This is a genomic window from Frankia sp. QA3, from assembly GCF_000262465.1.
In the GTDB taxonomy this organism is placed as follows: domain Bacteria; phylum Actinomycetota; class Actinomycetes; order Frankiales; family Frankiaceae; genus Frankia.
The window spans coordinates 4,153,987-4,176,387 of the sequence record NZ_CM001489.1 but is presented as its reverse complement, the minus strand read 5'-3'; the positions used below and the strand labels follow the sequence as shown (position 1 = coordinate 4,176,387).

The 22,401-nt window shown below is 72.6% G+C and carries 19 protein-coding genes; 13 read left to right on the top strand and 6 right to left on the bottom strand.

Annotated features, from left to right (window positions below):
- Window positions 1–30 precede the first annotated feature (30 nt).
- The 5 genes from FRAQA3DRAFT_RS17080 (at window position 31) to FRAQA3DRAFT_RS36120 (ending at window position 4,713) form a co-directional block, all read left to right on the top strand.
- A complete protein-coding gene (locus FRAQA3DRAFT_RS17080; protein WP_009740297.1) occupies window positions 31–264 on the top strand; it encodes a hypothetical protein in 234 nt (77 codons plus the stop codon).
- Between the two features lie 315 nt (window positions 265–579).
- Complete coding sequence (locus FRAQA3DRAFT_RS17075) at window positions 580–1,242, top strand: response regulator transcription factor (protein WP_009740296.1); 663 nt, start codon at window positions 580–582, stop codon at window positions 1,240–1,242.
- The gene (locus FRAQA3DRAFT_RS17070; RefSeq protein ID WP_009740295.1) at window positions 1,235–2,809 is read left to right on the top strand and encodes a HAMP domain-containing sensor histidine kinase; all 1,575 of its coding nucleotides are present in this window, start codon (window positions 1,235–1,237) and stop codon (window positions 2,807–2,809) included. Before FRAQA3DRAFT_RS17075 ends, FRAQA3DRAFT_RS17070 begins: the two co-directional genes overlap by 8 nt.
- Complete coding sequence (locus FRAQA3DRAFT_RS17065) at window positions 2,806–3,741, top strand: TAXI family TRAP transporter solute-binding subunit (RefSeq protein WP_009740294.1); 936 nt, start codon at window positions 2,806–2,808, stop codon at window positions 3,739–3,741. The genes FRAQA3DRAFT_RS17070 and FRAQA3DRAFT_RS17065 overlap by 4 nt, the downstream gene beginning before the upstream one ends.
- 411 nt (window positions 3,742–4,152) lie before the next feature.
- A complete protein-coding gene (locus tag FRAQA3DRAFT_RS36120) occupies window positions 4,153–4,713 on the top strand; it encodes a hypothetical protein (RefSeq protein ID WP_198286921.1) in 561 nt (186 codons plus the stop codon).
- Between the two features lie 146 nt (window positions 4,714–4,859).
- On the opposite strand, the gene FRAQA3DRAFT_RS17055 is transcribed toward FRAQA3DRAFT_RS36120, so the two are convergent.
- Complete coding sequence (locus tag FRAQA3DRAFT_RS17055) at window positions 4,860–5,669, bottom strand: ABC transporter permease (protein WP_009740292.1); 810 nt, start codon at window positions 5,667–5,669, stop codon at window positions 4,860–4,862.
- Window positions 5,662–6,633 (bottom strand): daunorubicin resistance protein DrrA family ABC transporter ATP-binding protein, encoded by a 972-nt coding sequence (locus FRAQA3DRAFT_RS17050; RefSeq protein WP_009740291.1) that lies wholly within the window; start codon window positions 6,631–6,633, stop codon window positions 5,662–5,664. The genes FRAQA3DRAFT_RS17055 and FRAQA3DRAFT_RS17050 overlap by 8 nt, the downstream gene beginning before the upstream one ends.
- 142 nt (window positions 6,634–6,775) lie before the next feature.
- Here FRAQA3DRAFT_RS17050 and FRAQA3DRAFT_RS17045 point away from each other — a divergent pair, with 142 nt between their 5' ends.
- Window positions 6,776–7,585 (top strand): TetR/AcrR family transcriptional regulator, encoded by an 810-nt coding sequence (locus FRAQA3DRAFT_RS17045; RefSeq protein ID WP_009740290.1) that lies wholly within the window; start codon window positions 6,776–6,778, stop codon window positions 7,583–7,585.
- Window positions 7,586–7,740: 155 nt separating this feature from the next.
- Entirely contained in the window at window positions 7,741–7,968 is a 228-nt protein-coding gene (locus FRAQA3DRAFT_RS17040) for a hypothetical protein (RefSeq protein WP_035921072.1), read from the top strand.
- 729 nt (window positions 7,969–8,697) lie between these two features.
- On the opposite strand, the gene FRAQA3DRAFT_RS17035 is transcribed toward FRAQA3DRAFT_RS17040, so the two are convergent.
- Window positions 8,698–10,173, bottom strand: coding sequence for a serine/threonine-protein kinase (locus tag FRAQA3DRAFT_RS17035; RefSeq protein WP_009740289.1), 1,476 nt, complete (start codon window positions 10,171–10,173; stop codon window positions 8,698–8,700).
- Between the two features lie 140 nt (window positions 10,174–10,313).
- Here FRAQA3DRAFT_RS17035 and FRAQA3DRAFT_RS17030 point away from each other — a divergent pair, with 140 nt between their 5' ends.
- Entirely contained in the window at window positions 10,314–10,793 is a 480-nt protein-coding gene (locus tag FRAQA3DRAFT_RS17030; RefSeq protein WP_035923033.1) for a pilus assembly protein TadG-related protein, read from the top strand.
- Here FRAQA3DRAFT_RS17030 and FRAQA3DRAFT_RS17025 read toward each other — a convergent pair.
- Complete coding sequence (locus FRAQA3DRAFT_RS17025) at window positions 10,735–11,859, bottom strand: hypothetical protein (RefSeq protein ID WP_009740287.1); 1,125 nt, start codon at window positions 11,857–11,859, stop codon at window positions 10,735–10,737. The two genes, FRAQA3DRAFT_RS17030 and FRAQA3DRAFT_RS17025, sit on opposite strands and share 59 nt — an antisense overlap.
- Window positions 11,860–12,640: 781 nt before the next feature.
- On the opposite strand from FRAQA3DRAFT_RS17025, the gene prfB reads away from it, so the two are divergent.
- Both prfB and FRAQA3DRAFT_RS17015 read left to right on the top strand, forming a co-directional pair.
- The gene (gene prfB, locus FRAQA3DRAFT_RS17020) at window positions 12,641–13,741 is read left to right on the top strand and encodes a peptide chain release factor 2 (protein WP_009740286.1); all 1,101 of its coding nucleotides are present in this window, start codon (window positions 12,641–12,643) and stop codon (window positions 13,739–13,741) included.
- Between the two features lie 568 nt (window positions 13,742–14,309).
- Window positions 14,310–15,146, top strand: a complete 837-nt coding sequence (locus FRAQA3DRAFT_RS17015; RefSeq protein ID WP_009740285.1) for a polysaccharide deacetylase family protein — start codon at window positions 14,310–14,312, stop codon at window positions 15,144–15,146.
- Window positions 15,147–15,338: 192 nt separating this feature from the next.
- On the opposite strand, the gene FRAQA3DRAFT_RS17010 is transcribed toward FRAQA3DRAFT_RS17015, so the two are convergent.
- Complete coding sequence (locus FRAQA3DRAFT_RS17010) at window positions 15,339–16,553, bottom strand: uroporphyrinogen-III synthase (RefSeq protein ID WP_009740284.1); 1,215 nt, start codon at window positions 16,551–16,553, stop codon at window positions 15,339–15,341.
- A 308-nt stretch (window positions 16,554–16,861) separates the two neighbouring features.
- On the opposite strand from FRAQA3DRAFT_RS17010, the gene nirB reads away from it, so the two are divergent.
- The 3 genes from nirB (at window position 16,862) to cobA (ending at window position 20,921) form a co-directional block, all read left to right on the top strand.
- A complete protein-coding gene (gene nirB, locus FRAQA3DRAFT_RS17005; RefSeq protein WP_009740283.1) occupies window positions 16,862–19,528 on the top strand; it encodes a nitrite reductase large subunit NirB in 2,667 nt (888 codons plus the stop codon).
- 66 nt (window positions 19,529–19,594) lie between these two features.
- A complete protein-coding gene (gene nirD / locus FRAQA3DRAFT_RS17000; RefSeq protein WP_009740282.1) occupies window positions 19,595–19,939 on the top strand; it encodes a nitrite reductase small subunit NirD in 345 nt (114 codons plus the stop codon).
- Window positions 19,940–20,123: 184 nt separating this feature from the next.
- Window positions 20,124–20,921 (top strand): uroporphyrinogen-III C-methyltransferase, encoded by a 798-nt coding sequence (gene cobA / locus FRAQA3DRAFT_RS16995; protein ID WP_009740281.1) that lies wholly within the window; start codon window positions 20,124–20,126, stop codon window positions 20,919–20,921.
- A gap of 190 nt (window positions 20,922–21,111) precedes the next feature.
- Here the strand turns inward: cobA and FRAQA3DRAFT_RS16990 are convergent, their stop codons facing one another.
- A complete protein-coding gene (locus FRAQA3DRAFT_RS16990; protein ID WP_009740280.1) occupies window positions 21,112–22,311 on the bottom strand; it encodes a sorbosone dehydrogenase family protein in 1,200 nt (399 codons plus the stop codon).
- Window positions 22,312–22,401: the final 90 nt, after the last annotated feature.

The window sequence follows — 22,401 nt, the reverse complement described above, 5'->3', positions numbered from 1 at the left end:
CATCACGTCGCCGTCGGAAGGACTGGAATCATGAGAATGCCCCGTGCCTTCGGGGACGTTCGCACCATCAAGGCGTTGCTGGAGGGCGCCGAGACCGAGGCGCGCAGCGCCGGTGCGCGCGAGGCGATCGCCACCCAGCACACCGCGGCGCTGCGCGCCGTGGGCATCGACGTGTCCGACTCGCTCACCGCCGGCGTGGCTACCGAGACCGCCCCCGCGCCGAGCGGCGTCTACCACGCCGGCGCGTTGAGGACGAAGCGGTGAGCGTCCAGGCGACACCATCGGCAGGCCTCGCCGCAACCGGTCGTCCCCTCGGCCGCCCCCTCGGTCGCCCTGATCCAGGACGGCGGTCGGGATGCGGACCCTCGATGTCGGGCGGGCCGTCGTCGTCGGCGATGAAACGTCGAACGATGTATCGCTGGGGCCGCTTCCCCGCCGAACACGTCGCGCTGGCCCGAACGTGCCGGTCAGAAGCCGTTCTCGGGCTACTACGTGGGGGCCTGCCTGCTGGTGTCGTTGCTGATCCACGTATCGATGGAGGAGACCTCACCAGTCGGGGCTTGAAGATCGGGGCTGACAATGCGTGTGTTGCTGGTCGAGGACGACCACGGCGTCGGCGGCGCGATCAAGGACGTGCTGGACGCGCGCGGCCACCCGGTCGAGTGGGTCACCCGGGGGGCGGACGCCCTGCTCCGCCATCGCCACGCCGACCTGCTGCTCCTTGATCTGGGGCTGCCGGATATCAGCGGGCTGGAGGTCCTGCGCCGGCTGCGCCGGCTCGCCGCGACCCCGGTCCTCGTCCTCACCGCCATGGGCACGCACGAGCGCGATATCGTGCGCGGCCTGCGTCTCGGCGCCGACGACTACCTGATCAAGCCGGTGCGGATGGATGAGCTGCTCGCCCGCATGGAGGCCATCCTGCGCCGCACCGAGCGCGGCAGTGCCACCCCGGTCGGGCGGGTGCAGGTGAACGACATCGCGATCGACCTGGACACCCATCTGGTGACGGTCGCCGGTGCGGAGGTCGTGTTGACGCGGATCGAGTTCGAGATCCTGGCCGTGCTCGCCCGCAAGGCGGGCGCGGCCGTCAGCCGCGAGCAGCTGCTCGACGAGGTGTGGGGCGACGCCTACGTGGCGGTGTCGCGGACGTTCGACGTGCACCTGTCGAAGCTGCGCAAGAAGCTCGGCCGGCCGAGCCCGCTGCACAACATCCGTGGCTTCGGCTACCGGCTGGGTGACTGAGGTGCGCCGGCGGCTGCTGATCGTCCTCATCGCGGCCGGTCTCGGCGCGCTCGCCGCGTTCGCCGTCCCGCTGCTCCACACCACCTCCGCGGAGCGCACCGACCAGTTCGTCAGCCGGCGCACCGCCGACATCAACCGGTTCGCCGAGCTCGCGCTCACCGGCTCCGACCAGCTCGAACCGGAGATCGACGCGCACGCCGACCTCTACGGCGACGCCGTGGCCGTCGTCGACGCGGCGGGCCGGCCGATCGTCTCGCGCGGTGACCTCGGCGGCGGGGACGTCGTGCAGGCGATCGACGCGGCGCTGCGCAACCAGCGCCAGGCCAGCCTGCCCGACATCCGGCCCTGGTCGTCCGGGCGGGTCCTGTTCGCCCGCCCGGTGGGCAACGGCGTCGAGGTCAGCGGCGCGGTGGTGCTGCAGTCGAGCCGGGGTCGGGCCGCGGCGGACGTCGGGCGGGTGTGGGGGCACGTCCTGCTCGGCGTGCTCGCCGTCGCCGCGGTGTTCGCGACGGTGATCCTGCTGTTGGTCCGCTGGGTGCTGCGGCCCATCACCCAGCTCGAACACGGCCTGCGGGCGGTCGGGAAGGGGGTGCTCGCGGCGCACGTGCCGCCGCAGCAGGGGCCGTCGGAGGTGCGCACGCTGCTCGCCTCGTTCAACCGCATGTCGGACGCGGTGGCCGACTCGGCGCGCCGCCAGCGGGCGCTCATCGACGACACCTCCCACCAGCTGCGCAACCCGCTGATGGCGATGCGGCTGCGGATGGACATGCTGGCCGGCTCGCTGCCCGACGAGGCACGCGACACCTACGCCTCCATGGTCGCCCAGGCCGGGCGGCTGCAGGTCCTGCTCGACGGCATGCGCGCGCTCGCCGTCGCGGACGCGGCGGCCACCGAGCTCGCCGCCCACCCGACGACCCCGGTGGCCTGCGACGCGAGCGCGACGGTGCTCGAGCGGATCGACTTCTGGCTGCCCGCCGCCGACGCCCGCGGGGTGACGCTGCTCGATCGCGTTCCGGTGGAGCCCATCCCGCTGCTGTGCGCCGACACGGACCTGGAGCAGATCGTGGACGTGCTGCTCGACAACGCCATCAAGTACGCCCCGGGCAGCACGGTGACCGTGACGGTGGCAGCCCGCTGGTCGTCGGGCCGGGGCCGGGTGACCGTCGCCGACGACGGCATCGGCGTGCCGCCCGGCGAGCTGCCGCACCTGACCGAACGGTTCCGCCGCGGCAAGCACGACCTCTCCGGGTCCGGGCTGGGCCTGGCGATCGCCGAGCGGTTGGTCACCAACAACGGCGGGCGGCTCATCCTGGAATCGTTGACGCCGCACGGGCTTTCCGTCGCCGCCGAACTGCCCGTCGGTGAACGGCCCACCCCCCCGGCGGGGGGCCCCCGGCCCTCGGACGACAGGCCGGCGGACGGCGGGCGGGGCGCGGGGCCACCCGCCGTGCCGGGGCCTGGCCGGGCCGACACGATGCCGACGGTCGTGCTGCCCAGGGTCCCGCGGCGCCGGGCGCGCCGGCGCGATGACCCGGCGCGGGCCACCGCGCGCGGGGTCGCCTCGTGACCGCCTCCCGGCGGGCCGTGCTGCTCGGCGCCCTGGCGGTCGGGGCCACGGCCGTCCCCGTAGCCACCGCCGCCGGCTGTTCGCATGACGACCCCACGGTCTCGATCGCGGCCGGGGAGCCCGACGGCTTCTACATCGAGTTCGCGAACCTGCTCCGACCGTTGCTGCACGCCCAGGTGGTGCCGACGCTCGGCAGCGTGCAGAACATCCGCAGCGTCTCGGCCGGCACGGCGGACCTCGGGCTCGCCCTCGCCGACGCCCTCGACGCCGCGCAGAAGGGCTCGCCCGCCTTCGGCCGGCCGGTGCAGCTCTACGCGCTCGGCCGGGTCTACGAGAACTACATGCAGCTCGTCGTGCGGGCGGACAGTCCGGTGCACGTCCTGCCGGACCTGGTCGGCCGGGCCGTGTCGCTGGGCGCCAACGGCTCCGGCGCCGCGCTTTTCGGCGAGCGCCTGTTCGCCACCGCGGGGGTGATGCTCGGCCAGGCGCGCCACCTGTCCCTCAAGGACGCCGTGGGGGCGCTGCGCGAGGACATGATCGACGCCATGCTGTGGTCGGGCGGCGTCCCGACGGAGGTGCTGGCGCAGGCGGACCGGGAGTGGGGCATCCGGCTGCTCGAGCTCGGAGCCTATGTCCCCGAGCTGCGCCGCCGCTACGGCCGCTACTACAACGAGGTCGCCCTGCCCGCCGGCACCTACCGGGCGGCGGGCGCCGTGCGCACGGTCGGTGTCCCGAACCTGCTGGTCGCCGGGGCGGACTGCCCCGATCGGGTGGTGCGCAACACCGTCCGGGTGCTGGTCGAGCACGCCGGGCAGCTCGTGCCGAAGCAGGCCCGGGGCACCCAGTACCTCGACGTCGGCAACCTCATCAACACCGAGCCGCTGCCGCTGCACCCGGCCGCAGCCGAGACCTACCGGGCGCTGCGGGGATAGCCCGCCCCGGGCCGCTCGTCGGTCGCGCACGGCCCCGTTCCGGCAGGTCACGGCCACGGTCGCGGTCGCCCTCCCGTAAGCAAGAGGGCACCGGGCGCGCCCGCCCGCGCCCGCTGCCGCTGGGATGCCTCACCCGCAGTCGGCACCGTGGCAACCCGACCGGAGCACCACGACAGAACGTCACGTAACGCCCAGGACGTAGTAACCTCTTTCATGGGCTACTTGGGAAGCTCTACCGCCCCGAAGCGTCCCCCTGCAGTGGGAGGAAAGGGGGCAAACGGACGCCTCGCGCAGCGTTGAGCCGAGTTGTTCACCTTGTATCCCATGGGGGTGCGGCCCCGTTGAGCATTCGGTCCCCGCTACCGGAGAACCGAGCGACGAGGTCGACTGATTTCGGCGATTCGGCCACCCGTGGATGTACGGCAGGTCTATGTCCTGGGGCGCGTCCCAAAGGTTCGTGACGGATCGGCTGGCCTGCAACTTCGATGCCTACTCGAAAAGATTGGACGTCAAGTGCGCAAATCACGTCTGGCGGGCCTGGGGCTCGCGTTCACGATCTCGGCGGCGGTGGCGACGGGAACGGCGACGCCGGCCAGCGCCGCGACGGAGTCCGGCGACGGGGACAACGCGTCCCTGGCCGCGCTGGTCGACTGGCTGTCCACCCACGAACTGCAGGACTGGCTGAACTTCCTCGCGTTGACCCAGCCGCAGCCGCCGAACGCCAGCAACCTGAACCAGGTGAGTCAGAAGGAGGCTGTTCGTTCGGCCGGGTCGAACGCCAGCAACCTGAACCAGGTGAGTCAGAAGGAGGCTGCTCGTTCGGCCGGGTCGAACGCCAGCAACCTGAACCAGGTGAGTCAGAAGGAGGCTGTTCGTTCGGCCGGGTCGAACGCCAGCAACCTGAACCAGGTGAGTCAGAAGGAGGCTGCTCGTTCGGCCGGGTCGAACGCCAGCAACAAGGCGGGCAGGTGAACGGCGCCACCCAGGCGCCGGCTCCGCGCCGCTTGACCGGGCGACCTGACTGACGCGGGCGACCCGACCAGGGTAAGAGTCACCCCCGTCCTCGCCGGGCGGCAATGCCGCGGCGACGTCGGGGGTTCGCCTCGTCGAGCCGCGCGTCAACGGGTCCGGCGGTTGAACAGGACGCTCGAGGCCACGACCGACACCGCGATGATGCCCAGGCTCCACAGCACCGCGTGCCAGGCGACGGAGCCGACCGGCCCGCCGGTGAGCGCGGCGCGGGTCGTCTCCACCACGGTGTTCACCGGCTGGTCGCGGGCGAAGCCCCGCAGCCAGGACGGCATCGTGTCGACCGGGACGAATGCGCTGCTCGGGTAGGCCAGGAAGCTGACGAAAAAGGTGAATCCGTTCGCCGCCTCCGGCGAACCGGCGACGATCCCGATCGTCGCCGACAGCCAGGACAGCGCCAGCACGAACAGCGCCAGCACACCCACGGCCACCAGCCAGCCGCCGACGCCCGCGGACGGGCGGAAGCCGATGGCGAAGGCCACGGCGACCACCAGCGCGGTGGAGACGAGGTTGCGCGCCACGCTCGCCACCACGTGCCCCGAGATCAGCGCGGCGCCGGAGACGTCCATCGACCGGAACCGGTCGATGACGCCGGTGGTCAGGTCGCTCGACACGGTGACGGCGGTGGTCGCCGCCCCGAAGCCGGCGCAGACCAGCAGCACGCCGGGCACCACGTAGTCCACGTAGGCCATGCCGGTCCGCAACGCCCCGCCGAACAGGTAGACGAACATCAGCATCAGCATGATCGGGAGCGCCAGCGCGGTGATCATCCCATCGACGCTGCGCACGGACAACCGCAGGCTGCGGCCGATCATCGTCGCCGCGTCGGCGGCGTCGTCGACGATCGGCGGGCGGGGCGCCGGGCGGATGGTCGCTTCGGCCAGGGCCGGCTCAGACATGGATGCTCTCCTTCTCGGTGGGGGCCGGGCGGGCGGTGAGGGCGAGGAAGACGTCGTCCAGGGTGGTGCCGTGCACGTCGAAGCGGGCGACGCGGTCGCGGCCGGCGTCGATCTCGTCGAGCAGGGCGCGCACGTGGGCCGCCGTGCCGTCGGTGACGATGCCGACGGTGCGCCGGGCGGGATCGGCGGTGACGGCACGCGGACCGAGCCGGCGCACGAGAGCCGCGAACGCCTCGGGCCCGGCGGTCGCCGCCAGCTCCACATCGAGGCGCTGCCCGCCGACCCGTTCCTTGAGCTGCGCCGCGGTCCCCTGGGCGACCACCCGTCCGCCGTCGACGACCGCGATCCGGCCGGCCAGCCGGTCGGCCTCCTCCAGGTACTGGGTGGTGAGGAAGACGGTGACGCCGGCGGTGGCGAGCCCGGTGACGATCTCCCACATCGCCGCCCGGCCGCGCGGGTCCAGACCGGTCGTCGGCTCGTCCAGAAAGATGATCTCCGGTTCGCCGACGAGGCTCGCCGCGAGGTCCAGCCGGCGGCGCATCCCGCCGGAGTAGGTGTCGACCCGGCGCCGGCCGGCGGCGGTCAGGTCGAACCGTTCCAGCAGCTCCTCGGCGCGCCGGCGGGCCACGCGCGGCGGCAGGTGCAGCAGTCGGCCCATCATCCGCAGGTTCTGCTCGCCGGTCTGCGCCTCGTCGAGGGCCGCGTACTGGCCGGTCAGGCTGATCCGGCGCCGGACCTCGCGGCGCTGCGTGCCGACGTCGTGGCCGGCGACGCGGACGCGGCCCGCGTCGGCGCGCGTCAGGGTCGCCAGGATCCGCACGGTCGTCGTCTTGCCCGCGCCGTTCGAACCGAGCAGCGCGAACACGCCGCCGCGGGGCACCCGCAGGTCCACGTGTTCGAGCACGGAGGTCGAGCCGTAGGACTTGGCCAGCCCGACGGCCTCGATCGCCAGGTCAGTGGTCATGGTGAGGGACGCTCCTCGTCGAGAATCTAACTGCGTACGGGATACGCGTAACTGCGTAGATGGTACGCAGATCTAGGATGGCGTCAACGGCGGTGCGTCGAAGGGCGGCTGTCGGATCCCTGACGCGGCGGCGGAGGTGACGATGGCCAGGCGCCCCGGAGCGGGCAGCGGTCAGGCCGGCGCGCCCCCGACCCCCGCCGGCGTCCCGGGGCCGGGTGCGCCCGCCACCTTCGCCCTACCTCTCGCCGTCGAGATGCTCTGGGGCGTCCGGGAGCGCCCGAGCCGCGGTCCCCGCCGCGGGCTCAGCCTGGAGCGCATCGTGTCCGCCGCGGTCGACGTCGCGCAGGCCGACGGCATCGGCGCGGTGTCGATGAGCCGCGTCGCCGCCGAGCTCGGCGCGGCGACGATGTCGCTCTACCGGTACGTCTCCGCCAAGGACGAGCTGCTGCTGCTGATGGTGGACGCCGCGATGGGCAGCCCGCCCGGCCCACGCGAGCCCGACGACGGCTGGCGGGCGGGCCTGACGCGCTGGGCGCAGGGCTCGCGGGCGGCCTACCACCGCCACTCCTGGGTCCTGCGCATCCCGATCAGCACTCCGCCGCTCGGCCCCAACATGGTCGCCTGGATGGACGACGGCCTGCGCTGCCTGGCGCACACCCCGCTGACGGAGCAGCAGAAACTGTCCTCGGTGCTGCTGCTGAGCGGCTTCGTGCGCAACGAGGCGACGCTCACCGCCGACCTGAGGGCGGCCTCCGGCGGGGAGAACATGATGCCCGGCTACGGCGCGCTGCTGACGCGGCTCATCGATCCGGCCATGTTCCCCTCGCTGCAGCGCGCGATCGATTCCGGCTCGCTCGACGATGACGACGACATGGACGGCGAGTTCGACTTCGGGCTCGCCCGCCTGCTCGACGGCATCGCCGTGCTCATCGACGGCCTCGCCGCGACCTGAAGGCCGCGGCAGATGCTTCATGATCATGACGGCAGATGTGTCGCGAGATCATGAAGGCATGCCCTGTGACCTGCGTCGATGCTACTGCAATGATCGAACTTTAAGTCGTCGACGCCGTTCTGGAGCGGGCCTGCGGCGAGATCGTCGGGGTCGAGGTGAAAGCCGCGGAGACGGTGCGCGCCGAGGATTTCCGCGGCCTGCACCGACTCGCGTCCCAGACCGGCGACCGTTTCCACGCGGGCTATGTCCTCTACGCCGGCGTCCTCTACGCCGGCGTCCTCTACGCCGGCGCCGAGGTCCTGTCCGTTGGGCCACGCCTGCGCGCCGCTCCGATCTCGGCACTGTGGGCGACCGCACCACCCGCGCCGTCGAACTACTCCTGATCCCGTATCCGCCAGGCCGGGATGGCCGGAACCCGCCCTGAGCCAGTCGTCTTCCACGGGTGCGAACCCGGACAGGGCCGGCACCGACGAGACCAGGTAGTAGACGCCGGTCAGCGGGGTGGTGTAGCGGGTGAGGGCGTCACGCACGCCCCCTTTCCGTCCGGCGACCATATGGCCGCGCATCCACCGTGACGCTACACAGCGGCTGCCCGCGGCAGGCGGTCACGTGTGCCACCGACCGGCGGTGCGCGGTGGACGCCGGGCCAGGACCGCCTCGGCGAGTAAGACCGAATCGATCTTGTGGCGCCGAGTAGTCGTTCATGAACCCTGCTGGCGCTGCATTGCCGCGGCCGCCTGCTCGCCACCCTGATTTCCGGCCAGACTGCGGCCAGATCGCGCCGAGGGCTAGCCACGGTCTTGGGGCCAGAAATCGTAACTACGCCTCGGCACAACTTTGTGCACAACTAGTCACAGAAAGATACGGACGGTGTGGCGACCAGTGTGCGCGCCGAACCCCGAGGCAATCCCTTGCTCTGGCCCCAGCTCAGGCGATCATGGTGTTCCCTGGCCGTGCCATGTGTCCCGACCCCGGTGATCTCGATGTTCCGCGGAACCGTGCCGTCCGCTACGGAGCACGTGCCCGTCCGGAGCCACCAGAGCACACCCTCGAACTGCGCCGGCGACCACTCCGGACACGGGCCGACCCGACAGGCGCCCCAGGGGCGATCGTCAGACGTGTGGCCAGGCGGTGGCGTCGAGGGCCGCGGAGACCGCCGCCGGGCTGGCATCCCGGAAGCGGGAGAGTCGGCAGACGGTGAGCACGCCGGTGCGGGCGTTGTAGCGCGGCAGCGGCCAGATGCGCTCGTACTGGGAAGTCTGTAGGGGTATGTCCCCCTCCATCAGGGTGACGGCGAGTTTTCCGGATGCCACCCGGGCCGCGTCAATCCGGCTCCAGTGAACGGTGAAGTGGTACCAACCACGTTCCATCGAGATCCGCTCCGCGTCGATCGCGAGATGTCCCGTGGGCTGCGCGGCCCGCCAGAACAACGCGAACGCGGCGATGACCGGCAGGGCGACCGAGAGCAGATGCCACGGATCCCAGAGGTTGAAATCGCCGCCGAGACCGGCGGGCACGATTCCGGAGGCGAACAGCAGGACCGCGCCCGCCGCGAGCAGCACGGCCCGCGGGATCCGTCGCTCGGAAAAGACCGCGGCACCCTCGTCCGGCGGCAGCGGCTCGCCCAGCCCCTGCTCCGCGGCCCCGTCCGGGGCCCCCGTCGCGTCGAGGCCGGCCGTCGCGTCGAGGCCGGCCGTTGCGTCGAGGTCCTCCGTGGCGTCGTGGGTCCCTGGCGCGTACTGGTCTCCCGTCGCGTCCGGGTCGGCGGCGCCGTCGAGGAACTCCCAGATCGCGGCGAGCGCCTGGTCCGTGGTGGGCCGCGCGGCCGGGTCGGGCGCGAGCATCCGGTCGAACAACGGGCCGAGTGGGCCGGACAGCGTGGTCGTCGCCGCCCGTCCGGGATGCTCTGCCGCTGTCTCGGCCCAGGTCGCGGAGTCGAAGGGCGGCCTGCCCTCGGCAGCGGTGAACAGCGTGACCCCGAGCGCGAACACGTCGGCGCCGGGCTGTGGGGCACGCCCGGTCAGCACCTCCGGCGCGACGAATCCGGGCACGCCGAGAACACCGATGGTGACCCGCTGATCGGTCGTCCGCAACGCCGCCCCGAAGTCGGTCAGCCGAGCCGAGCCGTCCGTGCCCAGCAGGATGTTCGCCGGGGTGACGTCGCGGTGCACGACGCCCGCCGCGTGCGCGGCCTGAAGGGCCTCCAGTACACACGTCCCGATCGCCGCGGTCTCCGTCAGCGCCAGCCGCCCCTCCCGGTCGAGCACCGCCCGCAACGACCGGGACGGGTAATAGTCCATGACGATCCACGGATCGTCATCCCCATCCCGGACGACATCGAGGGTCGTGACGACATGGGGGCAGTTCCGCAGCGCGGCGGAGATCTGGCATTCCCGTTCCAGCCGAATCTCGATCTCGTCCCGTTCGGCTTCGGACAGATCGGCCCGGCGCCGAATTCCCTTCAACGCGACGTCGGCCCGCAGCTTTTCATCGAATGCCCGCCACACGGTCCCGAATCCGCCGCGGCCGAGCATCTCGACCAGCCGGAAACGCTCCGCGACGAGCGTCCCCGGCGACCCTTCAGCCATGATCCTTCGTCCCCCGGGGAGGTAGGCGCGCCGCATGATCTGTACGTGGCGCATTCTCCTATAATGCGAGGATGCCGGGCGGCGGATCGGCGAAGGACGCCGGTGTGGGGTGCCCGGCGATCCCGGACGGGGAGAAGCGCATGCCTGGTGACCTGCGGCGGAACCCGGCGACCGGCGATCGGGCCGCAGCTGGCGGCGCCGACGGCGGGACGATCCTGATCCTCACGCTCGGCTACCTGGTGGTCGCCGCGATGCTGGTCGTCGTCGTGACCGACGTGTCCGCCGTCTACCTGGCCCGCCGTTCGGTCGCCTCGGCCGCGGACGGCGCGGCGCTCGCGGCCGCGCAGCGCATCGACGAGAACGCGATCTACACGGCGACCGACGCCTTCCAGAAGCTCCCGCTCGCGGACATCAACGCGACCGTCGAGCAGTACCAGCAGCAGGCCGACCCGAGCGGCCGCACGACCCTCACCTCCAGCCTCGTCGACGCGACGACGGTGGAGGTGGAGGGTTCGCGCGTGGTCGACCTGCCGGTCGTGGGCTACCTCGGGGTCGGGCCGGTCACGGTGCGGGCCGGGGCACAGGCACAGTCGGTGGTCCGCCAGCCCGCTGCACCATGACGCCGCTCGGGCCGGTGACGCCGCTCGGGCCGGTGACGCCGAAGAGCGCCGCCGGCCGCTGCGGGCCCGGGTCGGACTCCCAGCTCTCGTGCAACCAGGGCGTGGTGGCGTCGACGAGATCGTCCAGGCCCTGCCCGGTGCGCAGGTCGGCCAGGTCCGACACGTCGCGCACGAGCCGGGCCAGCCACTGCGCCGGTCGCCCGGCGGACAGGGTCACCGCCTGGTCGGCGTAGGAGGCCGCCTCGTCCCGGTCGGGGATCTCCCGGGCGAGCGCGGCGCGGGCCTGCGCCATCCGCACCGAGACCACCATGCCGGTCTGGCCGGAGCCGGCGATGAGCGTCTCGGCCCGCTCCAGATGCGGCGTGGCCTCGTCCGCGGCGCCGACGGTGGTCAGCGCCTCGGCGCAGGCCAGCGCGAGATCCGCGGGGGAGTAGGTCTCCAGGGCGAAGCCGGGGGAGCCGAAGTCGTCGTCGTCGAGCCGTTCCATCGTCTGCCAGGCGCGGGCCACCGCGTCGCGCACCCCGGCGGTGTCGCCGGTGGCCGCGCACGCGCTCGTGACGACCTTGCCGGCGATGAGCGCGCGGGTGGGGCTGAACCCGGCGATCCGCGCGGCCACCCCGGCGATCTGGAGGGCGACCGCCGGGCTGTGCGGGCGGACCATCCGCGCGCGCAGCGCCAGCGCCCGCGCGGCGAGCGGCCCGTCGCCGGCGGCGCGGGCGAGCGCGGCGGCCCGGTCCGCCCGGGTGGCGGCGTCGGCGTGCTTGCCGCGGTCGTACGCCACGGCCGCCGCGGCGGTCGTCACGGCGGCGTGCAGCCGCATCCAGTCCAGGGCGGCCCGCCCGCGCAGCCGATGCTCGCGGGGCACCATCCTGGTGGTGCGTTCGAGGGGGACCAGGGCCGCGGCCGTCGCGCTGAGATCGGTGGTCTCGTAGGCGTCCACCGCGGCGTTCAGCGCGGCGGCGCAGGCATCGTGCAACCCGGAGGCGTCGCCGCCCAGGCTCACGGAGCCCACCGCCGCGAGGCCGGTGGCGACCAGCACGGACCGCCGGTTCGAGACTTCGGACACGATGGCACCCTTCGTGCTCGGGTGGGGGTGATCGCGCCGCCGTCTGCCTGTCGGCGGAGCGCGACGGGACGGTGAACTGCCAGGTCTAACTGCACGGCCCGGTCGGTCGGATGACTGAGCTGGGTCCCCATGGCGGCCTCCCTCGCATTCCATGACAAGCGGCTCGGCACTGACTGTTCAGCCCACTGGCGGCCCGCACTAATCGTGTGCCCGTGTTCGTTGGTCTCCTGACCATGGCCTGGTGCCAGCCTGGTGGCCGGCGGGACCACGCCGCCCCGCGGAACCAGGTGTCCGGCGAATTCGTCTGCGAAGCGTCGTGGTCAAAGATATCGTTTGGGGGCCACAAACGCGCAGGATCGTGTGCGCTCGGCGATGTGGGACACGTCTCTCCTCGGATTGTCGTCGACCAGCGTCCCACCGGTGGCCCGCTCGGGTAGGCGGTGCGGTTACCGTCCGGATTGTCCGCGGTGCGGGTGTCGGTTGGCCGTAATATTCGCGAGTCCTCATCCTGTGTTTCAGACTGATGTCGCGACGCCTTTGCATGTTTCATCGACGTGGCTTTTCACGACCGCCGCCCGGTGCCGGCACGATGGCGGCGGGTGCTACCGGACGCGCCCGCCGGCCGTATGCGGCGATCGGTCGGTTCGTGGGCGGACGATCTCCCGCCGCGTCGGCCGGCCCCGCGTCGGGGGACCGTCGGCCCGGCTGCCGTGCTCCGCCACGGCCAGGTCAAGATCAGTCCTGCCCGTGGCCGGCGGGAAGCGCCGGTAAGGTGAACAGCATGGCCGTCGACCTGTCCGAGGAGATCAAGCAGCTCGATGCCACGCTGAGCGGCATCGAGTCCGTTCTCGACGTGGAGGGGTTGCGCCGTCGCGCCGACGAGCTGGAGCGGCAGGCCGCGGATCCTGACCTGTGGTCCGACCAGGACCGGGCGCAGGCCGTCACCCGGCGCCTGTCGTCGACCCGCGGCGACATCTCCCGGGTGGAGGGGCTGCGCCGCCGGCTCGACGACATCGCCGCCGCCGCGGATCTCGGTGACGATGACCTGCTCGCCGAGGCTGCGGCCGACCTGCCGGCGTTGAGCGCCGACATCGCCGCGCTGGAGGTGCGCACCCTGCTGTCCGGTGAGTTCGACGAGCGGGACGCGATCGTGCAGCTCTCCGCGGGGGCCGGCGGCGTCGACGCCGCGGACTGGACGGCGATGCTGCTGCGGATGTACCTGCGCTGGGCCGAGCGTCACGGCTACCCCACCGAGGTCTTCGACACCTCCGAGGCGGAGGAGGCGGGCCTGAAGTCCGCCACCTTCCAGGTCAAGGCCGCCTACGCCTACGGGACGCTGCGCAGCGAGCACGGGGTGCACCGGCTCGTGCGCATCTCGCCGTTCGACAACCAGAACCGCCGGCAGACCTCCTTCGCCGGCGTCGAGGTGACCCCGGTCGTCGAGCTGTCCGACCACGTCGACATCGACGACAAGGACCTGCGGATCGACATCTTCCGGTCCTCCGGTCCGGGTGGCCAGGGGGTCAACACGACCGACTCGGCGGTCCGTATCACCCACCTGCCCACCGGCATCGTGGTCACCTGCCAGAACGAGCGCAGCCAGCTCCAGAACAAGGCCGCCGCGATGATCGTGCTGCAGGCGAAGCTCCTGGAGCGCCGCCGCGCCGAGGAGGCCGCGGAGAAGCAGCGCATCACCGGCGGACCCCAGGACGTCTCGTTCGGATCGCAGATCCGCAACTACGTCCTGCATCCCTACCAGCTGGTGAAGGACCTGCGCACCGATACCGAGACCTCGAACACCAGTGGCGTTCTCGACGGTGAGATCGACGAGTTCATCGATACCGAGATCCGGTGGCGGCGGGCCGTCGAGAACCAGGCGTGAGAATACCCGCGCGGTCGGTCGGTGCTGTTGCCATCTTTCCCCTCCGCCCGCGTGGGACGGCCGATCCGGCAGGTTTCCGCCGGCCGCGGCCATCGACTTTCGCGTTCACTCGTCATGCCTTCCGGGGGATCGCTCATCCGTGTTCCCCCGATTTACCGGGTGGCTTTTAATTCGACCGTATCCCTGATGAACACCCGGTGAAATGGCAGTGATCCGACCGTCCGCTTGATCCGGGTCGCGCGGCGAGTGGGTCGGGACCGTGCAGACCACCCTCGGGCGACGTCTCCGGCGGATCTCCCGATGCCATTGGCACGCCCGGTATGCGCGTGTAGAGTCCCGGGTAGTTCGCGGACCGTTCGATGTTTTAGTTTCGACCTCCTGAGCTGGTTCGCGTACTACTTCACCCGATGGGATGTTCGCCCGTGTCACCTGTTCGTCCACGATTGCGCACCGTCGTCGCGGAGGGAGTACGGCCTGTGTCCCTGCAGATGAATGCACACAGGTATATGCACGGAAATGTCCTGCCCGATCCGGGCGTGACGGCGGTCGCCGCGGGTACGGGAACGAGGTGACCACCCTGGCGACCGCGCTGCCCGGTACCGCCTCCGGCGTGCTGGACGAGGCGCCCCCGATGCCCCTGCCCGTCCTCATGTACCACAGCGTGGGCGACTCCGTGAGCGCCGACTTCCGGCACTGGGAGGTCCCGCCGGGCGTGTTCGCCGAGCAGCTCGGCGCGCTCGCCGCCGGCGGCTACCACCTCACCGGGCTCACCGACGCGCTCGCGCACCCGCACCGCCGGCAGGTGGCCATCACCTTCGATGACGGCTTCGAGGACTTCGTGACGACGGCGCTGCCGGCCTTGCAGACGGTCGGCGCGGGCGCGACCCTGTTCATCCCGACCGCCTACGCCGGCCGGCGCGCCACCTGGCTGGACGGCTACAGCGAGCGAAATCTTCCGTTGCTGGACTGGTCCGACCTGGCTGATCTGGCGAGGGAGGGGGTCGAACTGGGCTCGCACGGTCATCGTCATCTGGAACTGGACGTGGTACCGACGGCCCTCGCCCGATATGACGTCACTGCCAGCCGGCGCATGATCGAGGAGAAGACCGGGCGTAGTCCGGACAGTTTCTCCTATCCTTTTGGATATCACTGCGCGTCGGTCCGGCACGTGGTCGCGGCGGCCGGTTTCGATTCGGCCTGCGAGGTCGGCTACCGGCTGCACCAGCCGAACCAGTCCCGTTTCGCCATCAGCCGGTTGGTCGTGGACCGGGCGGCCGGGGCCGCCGACATCCTGCGGCTGGTTTCCCTCGGGCACCGCGACGCACTCACGAGCGCCCGGCGCGGGTTGCGGTCCGGCTGGCGGGCATACCGCGCGGCGCGCTGGCGGCTCGGCCGGGGCGGCTGACCACCGGGTCAGGCGCGGGGCGCGGGCACATGCTCGTGCAGATGCGTGCGCCGTTTTCCGCTGACGCGTATGCCGACGCGTATGCCGACGCCCGGTGAACGGCGAAAAGCCGGCTCGCGCGGCCGAAATGCCCCGCCACCGCCGCTCGGGGGATTTCGGCCGGGACGCGGGGCGGATCGGCCGCGACCCGGCTCAGGCGATCGCGAGGCGGTAGCCCCGCTTGATGACGGTCTCCACCGCACAGCCGGCCGGGCCGAGCGCCGTGCGCAGCCGGGCGACGGTCATCTCCACCGCATGCTCATCGGTCAGCCCCGCGGTGCCCGTGCGGCGCAGCAGCTCCGCGCGGGAGAGGACCCGGCCGGGACGCTCGGTGAGGGCGTCGAGTACCGCCGCCGTCTTCGGCGCCAGCATCACCGGCTCCCCGTTGACGATCACGGCCGTGCCCTGCACCCGCAGGACGTGCCCGGCGGCCTCGACGGTCCGTACCCGGCGACGCGGCAGCTCGTCGGACAGCGTCCGCACGAGCGCCCCCAGGCGGTAACGCTCCGGCGTCACGGCAGGGATCCCCTCGCGGACGAGCGGTGCCGCGCAGACCGGTCCCACGCAGGCGGCGAGCACGTCGCCGCGCAGTGCGGACAGCGTCTCGTCGAGACGGTCGGCCTCCCGCGCGGTCCGCAGCAGGCTCAGCACGGCCGGCGCGCTGGTGAAGGTCACCGCGGACAGCCCGCCGGTGACGATGAGCTCCACCATCCGCCGGACCGGGCGCAGGTCCTCGGGCGGTTCCCACCGGTACACCGGGATCTCGACCACCTCCGCCCCGGCGGCGCGCAGCCCCTCGATCATGTCCGGCAGCGGCTCGCCGTGCAGCTGCACGGCGATGCGCAGGCCGGCGAGGTCGGTGCCGAGGAGATGGGCCATGAGCTCCGCGCCCGACTCCGACCGGGGCGACCAGCATTCGGTCAGCCCCGCCGCCCGGACCGCGCCGGTGACCTTGGGCCCGCGGGTGAACAGCCGGGCCTCGGCCAGCCGGTCGCGCAGCCCGTCGCCGAGGCCCCAGCCCTCGGCGGCCTCCAGCCAGCCGCGGAAGCCGATCGCCGTCGTGGCGATCACCACGTCGAGCCGCCCGGTGAGGCAGGCCCGGGTCGCGGTGAGCAGCTTGCCGTCGTCCGAGAGCGGGACGATGCGCAGCGCCGGCGCGTGCACCACCCGGGCCCCGCGCCGTTCGAGCAGGCTGGCGAGCTCGTCGCGGCGACGGGCCGCGGTGATCCCGACGGTGAACCCGAGCAGCGGCGGCAGCTCCGCCACCGTCGACTGTTCAGCGGCCTCGGCGCCGGGCGACGAGCCGGAGCAGCTGTCCGCGCGCGACGGATCGCCGGATTCGGGCCGCCCGGAACTGGGGGTTGGCAAGACGATGACCTCCTGGCCCGCGGACCCACGCCGATCTCAGGTCCCTGGCAGAATCAGGCACCTCGATGTCCGGGCGCTTACCCACACGCAACGCCGTTGTTAATCGGCGCCGTTCCCCGTCCCGCGACGCCTGCCCCGCCCGGGCCCGAGGCGTCTCACATCCGGCCGCGGCCGGGGGTGCGCGCCTTGTATCCGCACCGACGTGGACCTGAGTCGGCACCGACATCCGCCGACCGTACGGTCAGCGACCGTAGCGGGTCCCGCCGAGGGTGGGCGGACCCTCGAGGCGGATAGTGGGTGGTGCGCGGATGTCTGCTCGGTCGCTGGTGGTCGTCGGTCACGGCATGGTCGGCCACCGGCTGTGCGAGGCCTTGCGGGAACGGGACGCCGGACAGACCTGGGATGTCACCGTCCTGGCCGAGGAGCCACGGCCGGCGTACGACCGGGTCGGCCTGTCGGCGTACTTCACCGGCTCGACGGTGGACGACCTGAGCCTGGTCGCGGACGGCTTCCTCGACCATCCCCGGCTGCGGGTGCGTCTCGGTGAACCCGTCGTCGCCGTCGACCGGGCCGCCCGCACGGTGCGCACCGCCCCCGGGCACACGTACCGCTATGACGCCCTGGTGCTCGCCACCGGGTCCTACCCGTTCGTCCCGCCGGTCCCCGGGCGCGAGGCCGCCGGCTGCCACGTGTACCGCACCATCGAGGACCTGGATGCGATCAGCGCGTCGGCGCGGTCGAGCCGCACCGGCACCGGCGTCGTCATCGGCGGCGGCCTGCTCGGCCTGGAGGCGGCGAACGCCCTGCGCAGCCTGGGCCTGACCACCCACGTCGTCGAGTTCGCCCCCCGGCTGATGCCCGCGCAGGTCGACGACGCCGGCGGGCAGACGCTGCGCGCCCACATCACCGGGCTCGGGATCGGCGTGCACACCGACACGGCCACCGAGCGGATCGAGGCCGACGCCGACGGCCGGGTCGCCCGGCTCGTCTTCGGCCGCCACCCCGAGGGCCTGACCGGTCTCGACGCCGACGTCGTCGTGTTCTCCGCGGGCATCCGGCCCCGAGACGAGCTGGCCCGCGAGTGCGGCCTGGCCGTCGGCGAGCGGGGCGGCGTCGTCGTCGACGAGGGCTGCCGCACCGGCGACGAGCACATCTACGCGATCGGCGAGTGCGCGGCGGCCGGCGGGCGGGTCTACGGACTGGTCGCCCCCGGCTACGCGATGGCCGAGGTCGTCGCCGACCGGCTGCTCGGCGGCGCGGCGAGCTTCACCGGCGCGGACATGTCCACCAAGCTCAAGCTGCTCGGCGTGGACGTGGCGAGCTTCGGGGACGCGTTCGGGACGACCGTCGGCGCGCTGCCGATCACGTTCGCGGACCCGGTCACCGGGGTCTACAAGAAGCTGGTGCTCTCCGACGACGCGGCCAGCGTGCTCGGCGGCATCCTCGTCGGCGACGCCGGCGAGTACGGCACCCTGCGGGCGCTCGTCGGCGCCACCGGCGCGCTCCCGGACGACCCGGCGCGGCTGATCCTGCCGGCCGGCGGCGGGGCCGGCACCGGGGTGGCGCTGCCCGCCGAGGCGCAGATCTGCTCGTGCAACAACGTCACCCAGGGCCAGATCTGCGCCGCGATCAGCGACAACGGGCTGACCGACGTCGCCGGCATCAAGGGCTGCACGAACGCGGGCACGAGCTGCGGCAGCTGCGTGCCGATGCTGAAGACGATCCTCGGCCAGCAGCTCGCCGCCGCCGGCATCGAGGTTTCCAAGGCCCTGTGCGAGCACTTCGACCACAGCCGCGCCGAGCTGTTCGAGCTCGTCCGCCTGCGCGGGATCACGACGTTCTCCCAGCTCATCGCCGAGCATGGGCGGGGCCGTGGCTGCGAGGTCTGCCGGCCGGTGGGGGCGTCGATCCTCGCCTCGATCCACAACGGGTACGTCCTCGACGGCGAGCGGGCCGCGTTGCAGGACACCAACGACCACATGCTGGCGAACATGCAGAAGGACGGGACGTACTCGGTCATCCCCCGGCTGCCCGGCGGCGAGGTCACCCCCGAGGCGCTCATCCTCATCGGCGAGGTGGCCCGCGACTTCCGCCTTTACACCAAGATCACTGGTGGTCAGCGCATCGACCTGCTCGGTGCCCGCGCCGAGGACCTGCCGAAGATCTGGCAGCGGCTCACCGACGCCGGGCTGGAATCCGGGCACGCCTACGGCAAGTCCCTGCGGACGGTGAAGTCCTGCGTGGGGGAGACCTGGTGCCGCTACGGCGTGCAGGACTCCACCACCCTCGCGATCGACCTGGAACTGCGCTACCGCGGGCTACGCTCCCCCCACAAGATCAAGATGGCGGTCTCCGGCTGCGCCCGGGAGTGCGCCGAGGCTCGTTCCAAGGACGTCGGCGTGATCGCCACGGAGCTCGGCTGGAACCTCTACCTGGGCGGCAACGGCGGGCACCGGCCGCGGCACGCGGAGCTGTTCGCCGCCGACCTCGACACCGAGACCCTCGTCCGCTACATCGACCGGTTCCTCATGTTCTACGTGCGTACCGCCGACCGCCTGCAGCGCACCGCGGCGTGGGTGGAGAGTCTCGACGGCGGCCTGGCGCACGTCCGCGAGGTGATCGCCGAGGACTCGCTGGGCATCTGCGCCGAGCTGGACGCGGCCATGGCCCACCACGTCGACACCTACCAGGACGAGTGGAAGACGACACTGGCCGACCCGGTGGCGCTGCGCCGGTTCACCTCGTTCGTCAACGCCCCCGACACACCCGACCCGGACATCATCCACGTGCTCGAACGTGGCCAGCCCCGGCCGGCCCGCGACGGCGAGCGGGCCGCGCTGATCGCCGGGACGACCCTGCCGGTCGTCCGCCAGCGCACCGCACCCACCGACGCCGACGCCGGGACCGACGCCGGGACCGACGCCGCCACCCCGGCGCCGGGCCTGGTGCCCACGCTGACCAGCCCCGAGAAGTGACCCGCTCCCGAGAAGCGACCCGCTCCCGAGAAGTGACCGCTCCCGAGAAGTGACCTGGAGACCGCCGTGAACTGGACCGATGTCTGTGCCCTTGAGGATCTCACCCCGGACCGGGGCGCCGGCGCGCTCGTCGACGGCGCGCAGGTCGCCGTGTTCCGGCTCAGCGACGGGCCGGTCCTCGCGGTCGGCAACACCGACCCGATCTCCCGGGCCAACGTGCTCTGCCGCGGTCTCGTCGGCTCCCGCGGCGAGCGGACCGTGGTCTTCTCCCCGCTGCACAAGCAGGCGTTCGACCTGGTCACCGGGGAATGTCTGGACGCCGAGGACGTGCGCATCCCGGTCCATCCGGTCGAGGTGCGCGACGGGCGAGTCCTGGTCGGCCCCGCGGGCGCGGCCAGGCGGATTGCCTGAGCATGCCCGCCCGGCTGGCGCGATCCGCCCCGAACAGGCTGGTCAGGCCGCACACTGGGGGAAGTCGTCACGTGGGGGACCGGCCGGCAGGCGGCGTGGACAGCCGCGGTAGGCGGCGGCGGCAGGCGGTGGCGGGAGACAGATGCGGACGACGGATGCGCGGTCGGCGACGGCTGCGCGGTTGATGACGGAGGTGACCGGCGTGGACAGACCCTCCGGAGGTTGGGTGGCGCTCGTCGGCGGCGGGCCCGGACGGGCAGACCTCATCACCGTGCGCGGCCTGCGCCTGGTGCAGATTGCGGACGTCGTGGTGGTCGACCGCCTCGCCCCCCGCGAGCTGCTGGCCGAGACCCGGCCCGGCGCCGAGATCATCGATGCCGGCAAGGCGCCGCACGGCCACAACCTGACCCAGGACGAGATCAACGCGGTGATCGTCGACCGCGGCCTACGCGGGCTCGGCGTCGTGCGGCTCAAGGGCGGCGATCCGTTCGTCTTCGGCCGCGGCGGCGAGGAGGCCCTGGCCTGCGCCGCGGCCGGGCTGCCGTGCGAGATCGTCCCCGGGGTGACGAGCGCGGTCGCCGTCCCGGCGCTCGCCGGCATCCCGGTCACCCACCGCGGCATCACCCAGGACGTGGCCATCGTCAGCGGGCACGTCGACCCCTCCCACCCCGGCTCCACCGTCGACTGGGACGCGCTGGCCACGGGGCTGGGCACGGTCGTCGTGCTGATGGGCGTCGCTGCGCTGGCGGGGATCAGCCGGGAGCTGGTGAAGCGGGGCCGGCGCCCGGACACGCCGACCGCCGTCATCCACGCCGGGGGCACCGCCGACGAGGTCGTGCTCACCGGTGTGCTGTCGGACATCGCGGAGCTGGCCGCCGAGGCCGGCATCGGCTCGCCCGCCGTCATCGTCATCGGGGACGTGGTGCGCCTGCGCGACCAGATCGTCGGCGCCACGTCTGCCCCGCGCGCCCCGGGCGGATGACGGCAGGACGTCGACCCCTCGGACCCGCATGCCTTTCTGTGATCTCCTGGGCACAGAATCGTGCCGAGGGCCAGGTACGGTTTTCGGCGCTGAAACCGTGCTTGGGCCTCGGCACGATCTGGCCGCAATGTGGCCGGAAACCGGGTTGGCGGGTCGACGGGTTGGACAGAGCGCAACTCGCACGCGCGCTCTAGTGCAGGGCAAGAATGCGGTCGTCGCCCGGCTTCGGGGTGCCGCGGCCGTCGGTGTTGTTGGTGAGCAGCCACACCGAGCCGTCCGGGGCGGCCACCGCGGCGCGCAGCCGGCCCAGCTCGCCGGTGAGCAGCGCCCGCGGCCGGCCGGCCGCCCCGGCCAGGTCGAGCTCCCACAGCCGCTGCCCGCGCAGCGCTGCCACGTAGAGGGTGTCGCCGCGGATCGCGATCCCGCTCGGGGAGGCCTCCGCCGTGCTCCAGGTGACCAGGGGGTTGCGCAACCGACCGCCGTCGGTGTCGCCGGTGCCCTCGACGTCGGGCCAGCCGTAGTTCCCGCCCGGGACGATCAGGTTGATCTCGTCGAGCCTGTTCTGGCCGAACTCGGATGCCCACAGCCGGCCGGCGGAGTCCCAGGCCAGGCCCTGGACGTTGCGGTGACCGAGGCTGTAGACGAGGGAACCGGGGAACGGGTTGTCCGGCGGGACGCCGCCGTCGGGGCGCATTCGCAGGATCTTGCCGTTGAGGCTCGCCCGGTCCTGCGCGCGCGAGCGCACCCCGGCGTCGCCGACTCCCGCGTAGAGCAGGCCGTCCGGTCCGAAGCGGATCCGGCCGCCGTTGTGGACCGCGGCATCGGCGAGCCCGGTGAGGATCGGGGTGGGCGGCTCGGCGCGGTTGCCGGACAGCCGGAAGCGGACGATCCGGTTGTCGGTGGCCGAGGTGTAGTAGGCGTACACGAACCGGTCGGTCGCGAAGGCCGGGGAGACCGCGAGCCCCAGCAGCCCCGACTCGCCGCGGTGGACCACGCCGGGCAGCCTCGTCACCTCGATCGCCCGCCCGCCGCCTGCCGGCAGCCGCAGGACCCGCCCGCTGTCGCGTTCGCTGATCAGCGCCTCGCCCGACGGCAGGAAGGCGACGTCCCACGGCGCGGCGAGCCCGGTGACCACGGTGCGCACCGCGGGCGGGGCACCCGGTGCGGTCTTCCCCGCCCCGGTCGCCTCCGCGGTCGCCGGACCCGGAGTCGCTGGTCCGGAGGCCGCCGCAGGCGCGGCGGAGGGCTCGGAACCACCGCCGCACGAGACCATCCCGACCCCGGCCATCGCGAGTGCCGTGCCGATCAGGATCAGCCTGCGGACCCGGGCCCGGCCGTCGCGGCGCGGGCCGGCCCGCCCCTGGCGCGAGGCGAGCACAGATGGGGACATCGACGCTCCAGAACCGGCTGGAACCGGGCATCGGCCGATTTCGCGCCCGGACTTCACCGAAGGCCAACGATCGTCGGGGTCCTCGGGTGC

Coding starts and splice junctions, on each gene's coding strand:
- FRAQA3DRAFT_RS17080 (WP_009740297.1), top strand. CDS start 31: ATGAGAATGCCCCGTGCCTTCGGGGACGTTCGCACCATCAAGGCGTTG.
- FRAQA3DRAFT_RS17075 (WP_009740296.1), top strand. CDS start 580: ATGCGTGTGTTGCTGGTCGAGGACGACCACGGCGTCGGCGGCGCGATC.
- FRAQA3DRAFT_RS17055 (WP_009740292.1), bottom strand. CDS start 5,669: ATGTCTGAGCCGGCCCTGGCCGAAGCGACCATCCGCCCGGCGCCCCGC.
- FRAQA3DRAFT_RS17050 (WP_009740291.1), bottom strand. CDS start 6,633: ATGACCACTGACCTGGCGATCGAGGCCGTCGGGCTGGCCAAGTCCTAC.
- FRAQA3DRAFT_RS17045 (WP_009740290.1), top strand. CDS start 6,776: ATGGCCAGGCGCCCCGGAGCGGGCAGCGGTCAGGCCGGCGCGCCCCCG.
- FRAQA3DRAFT_RS17035 (WP_009740289.1), bottom strand. CDS start 10,173: ATGGCTGAAGGGTCGCCGGGGACGCTCGTCGCGGAGCGTTTCCGGCTG.
- FRAQA3DRAFT_RS17030 (WP_035923033.1), top strand. CDS start 10,314: ATGCCTGGTGACCTGCGGCGGAACCCGGCGACCGGCGATCGGGCCGCA.
- prfB (WP_009740286.1), top strand. CDS start 12,641: ATGGCCGTCGACCTGTCCGAGGAGATCAAGCAGCTCGATGCCACGCTG.
- nirB (WP_009740283.1), top strand. CDS start 16,862: ATGTCTGCTCGGTCGCTGGTGGTCGTCGGTCACGGCATGGTCGGCCAC.
- cobA (WP_009740281.1), top strand. CDS start 20,124: ATGACGGAGGTGACCGGCGTGGACAGACCCTCCGGAGGTTGGGTGGCG.
- FRAQA3DRAFT_RS16990 (WP_009740280.1), bottom strand. CDS start 22,311: ATGTCCCCATCTGTGCTCGCCTCGCGCCAGGGGCGGGCCGGCCCGCGC.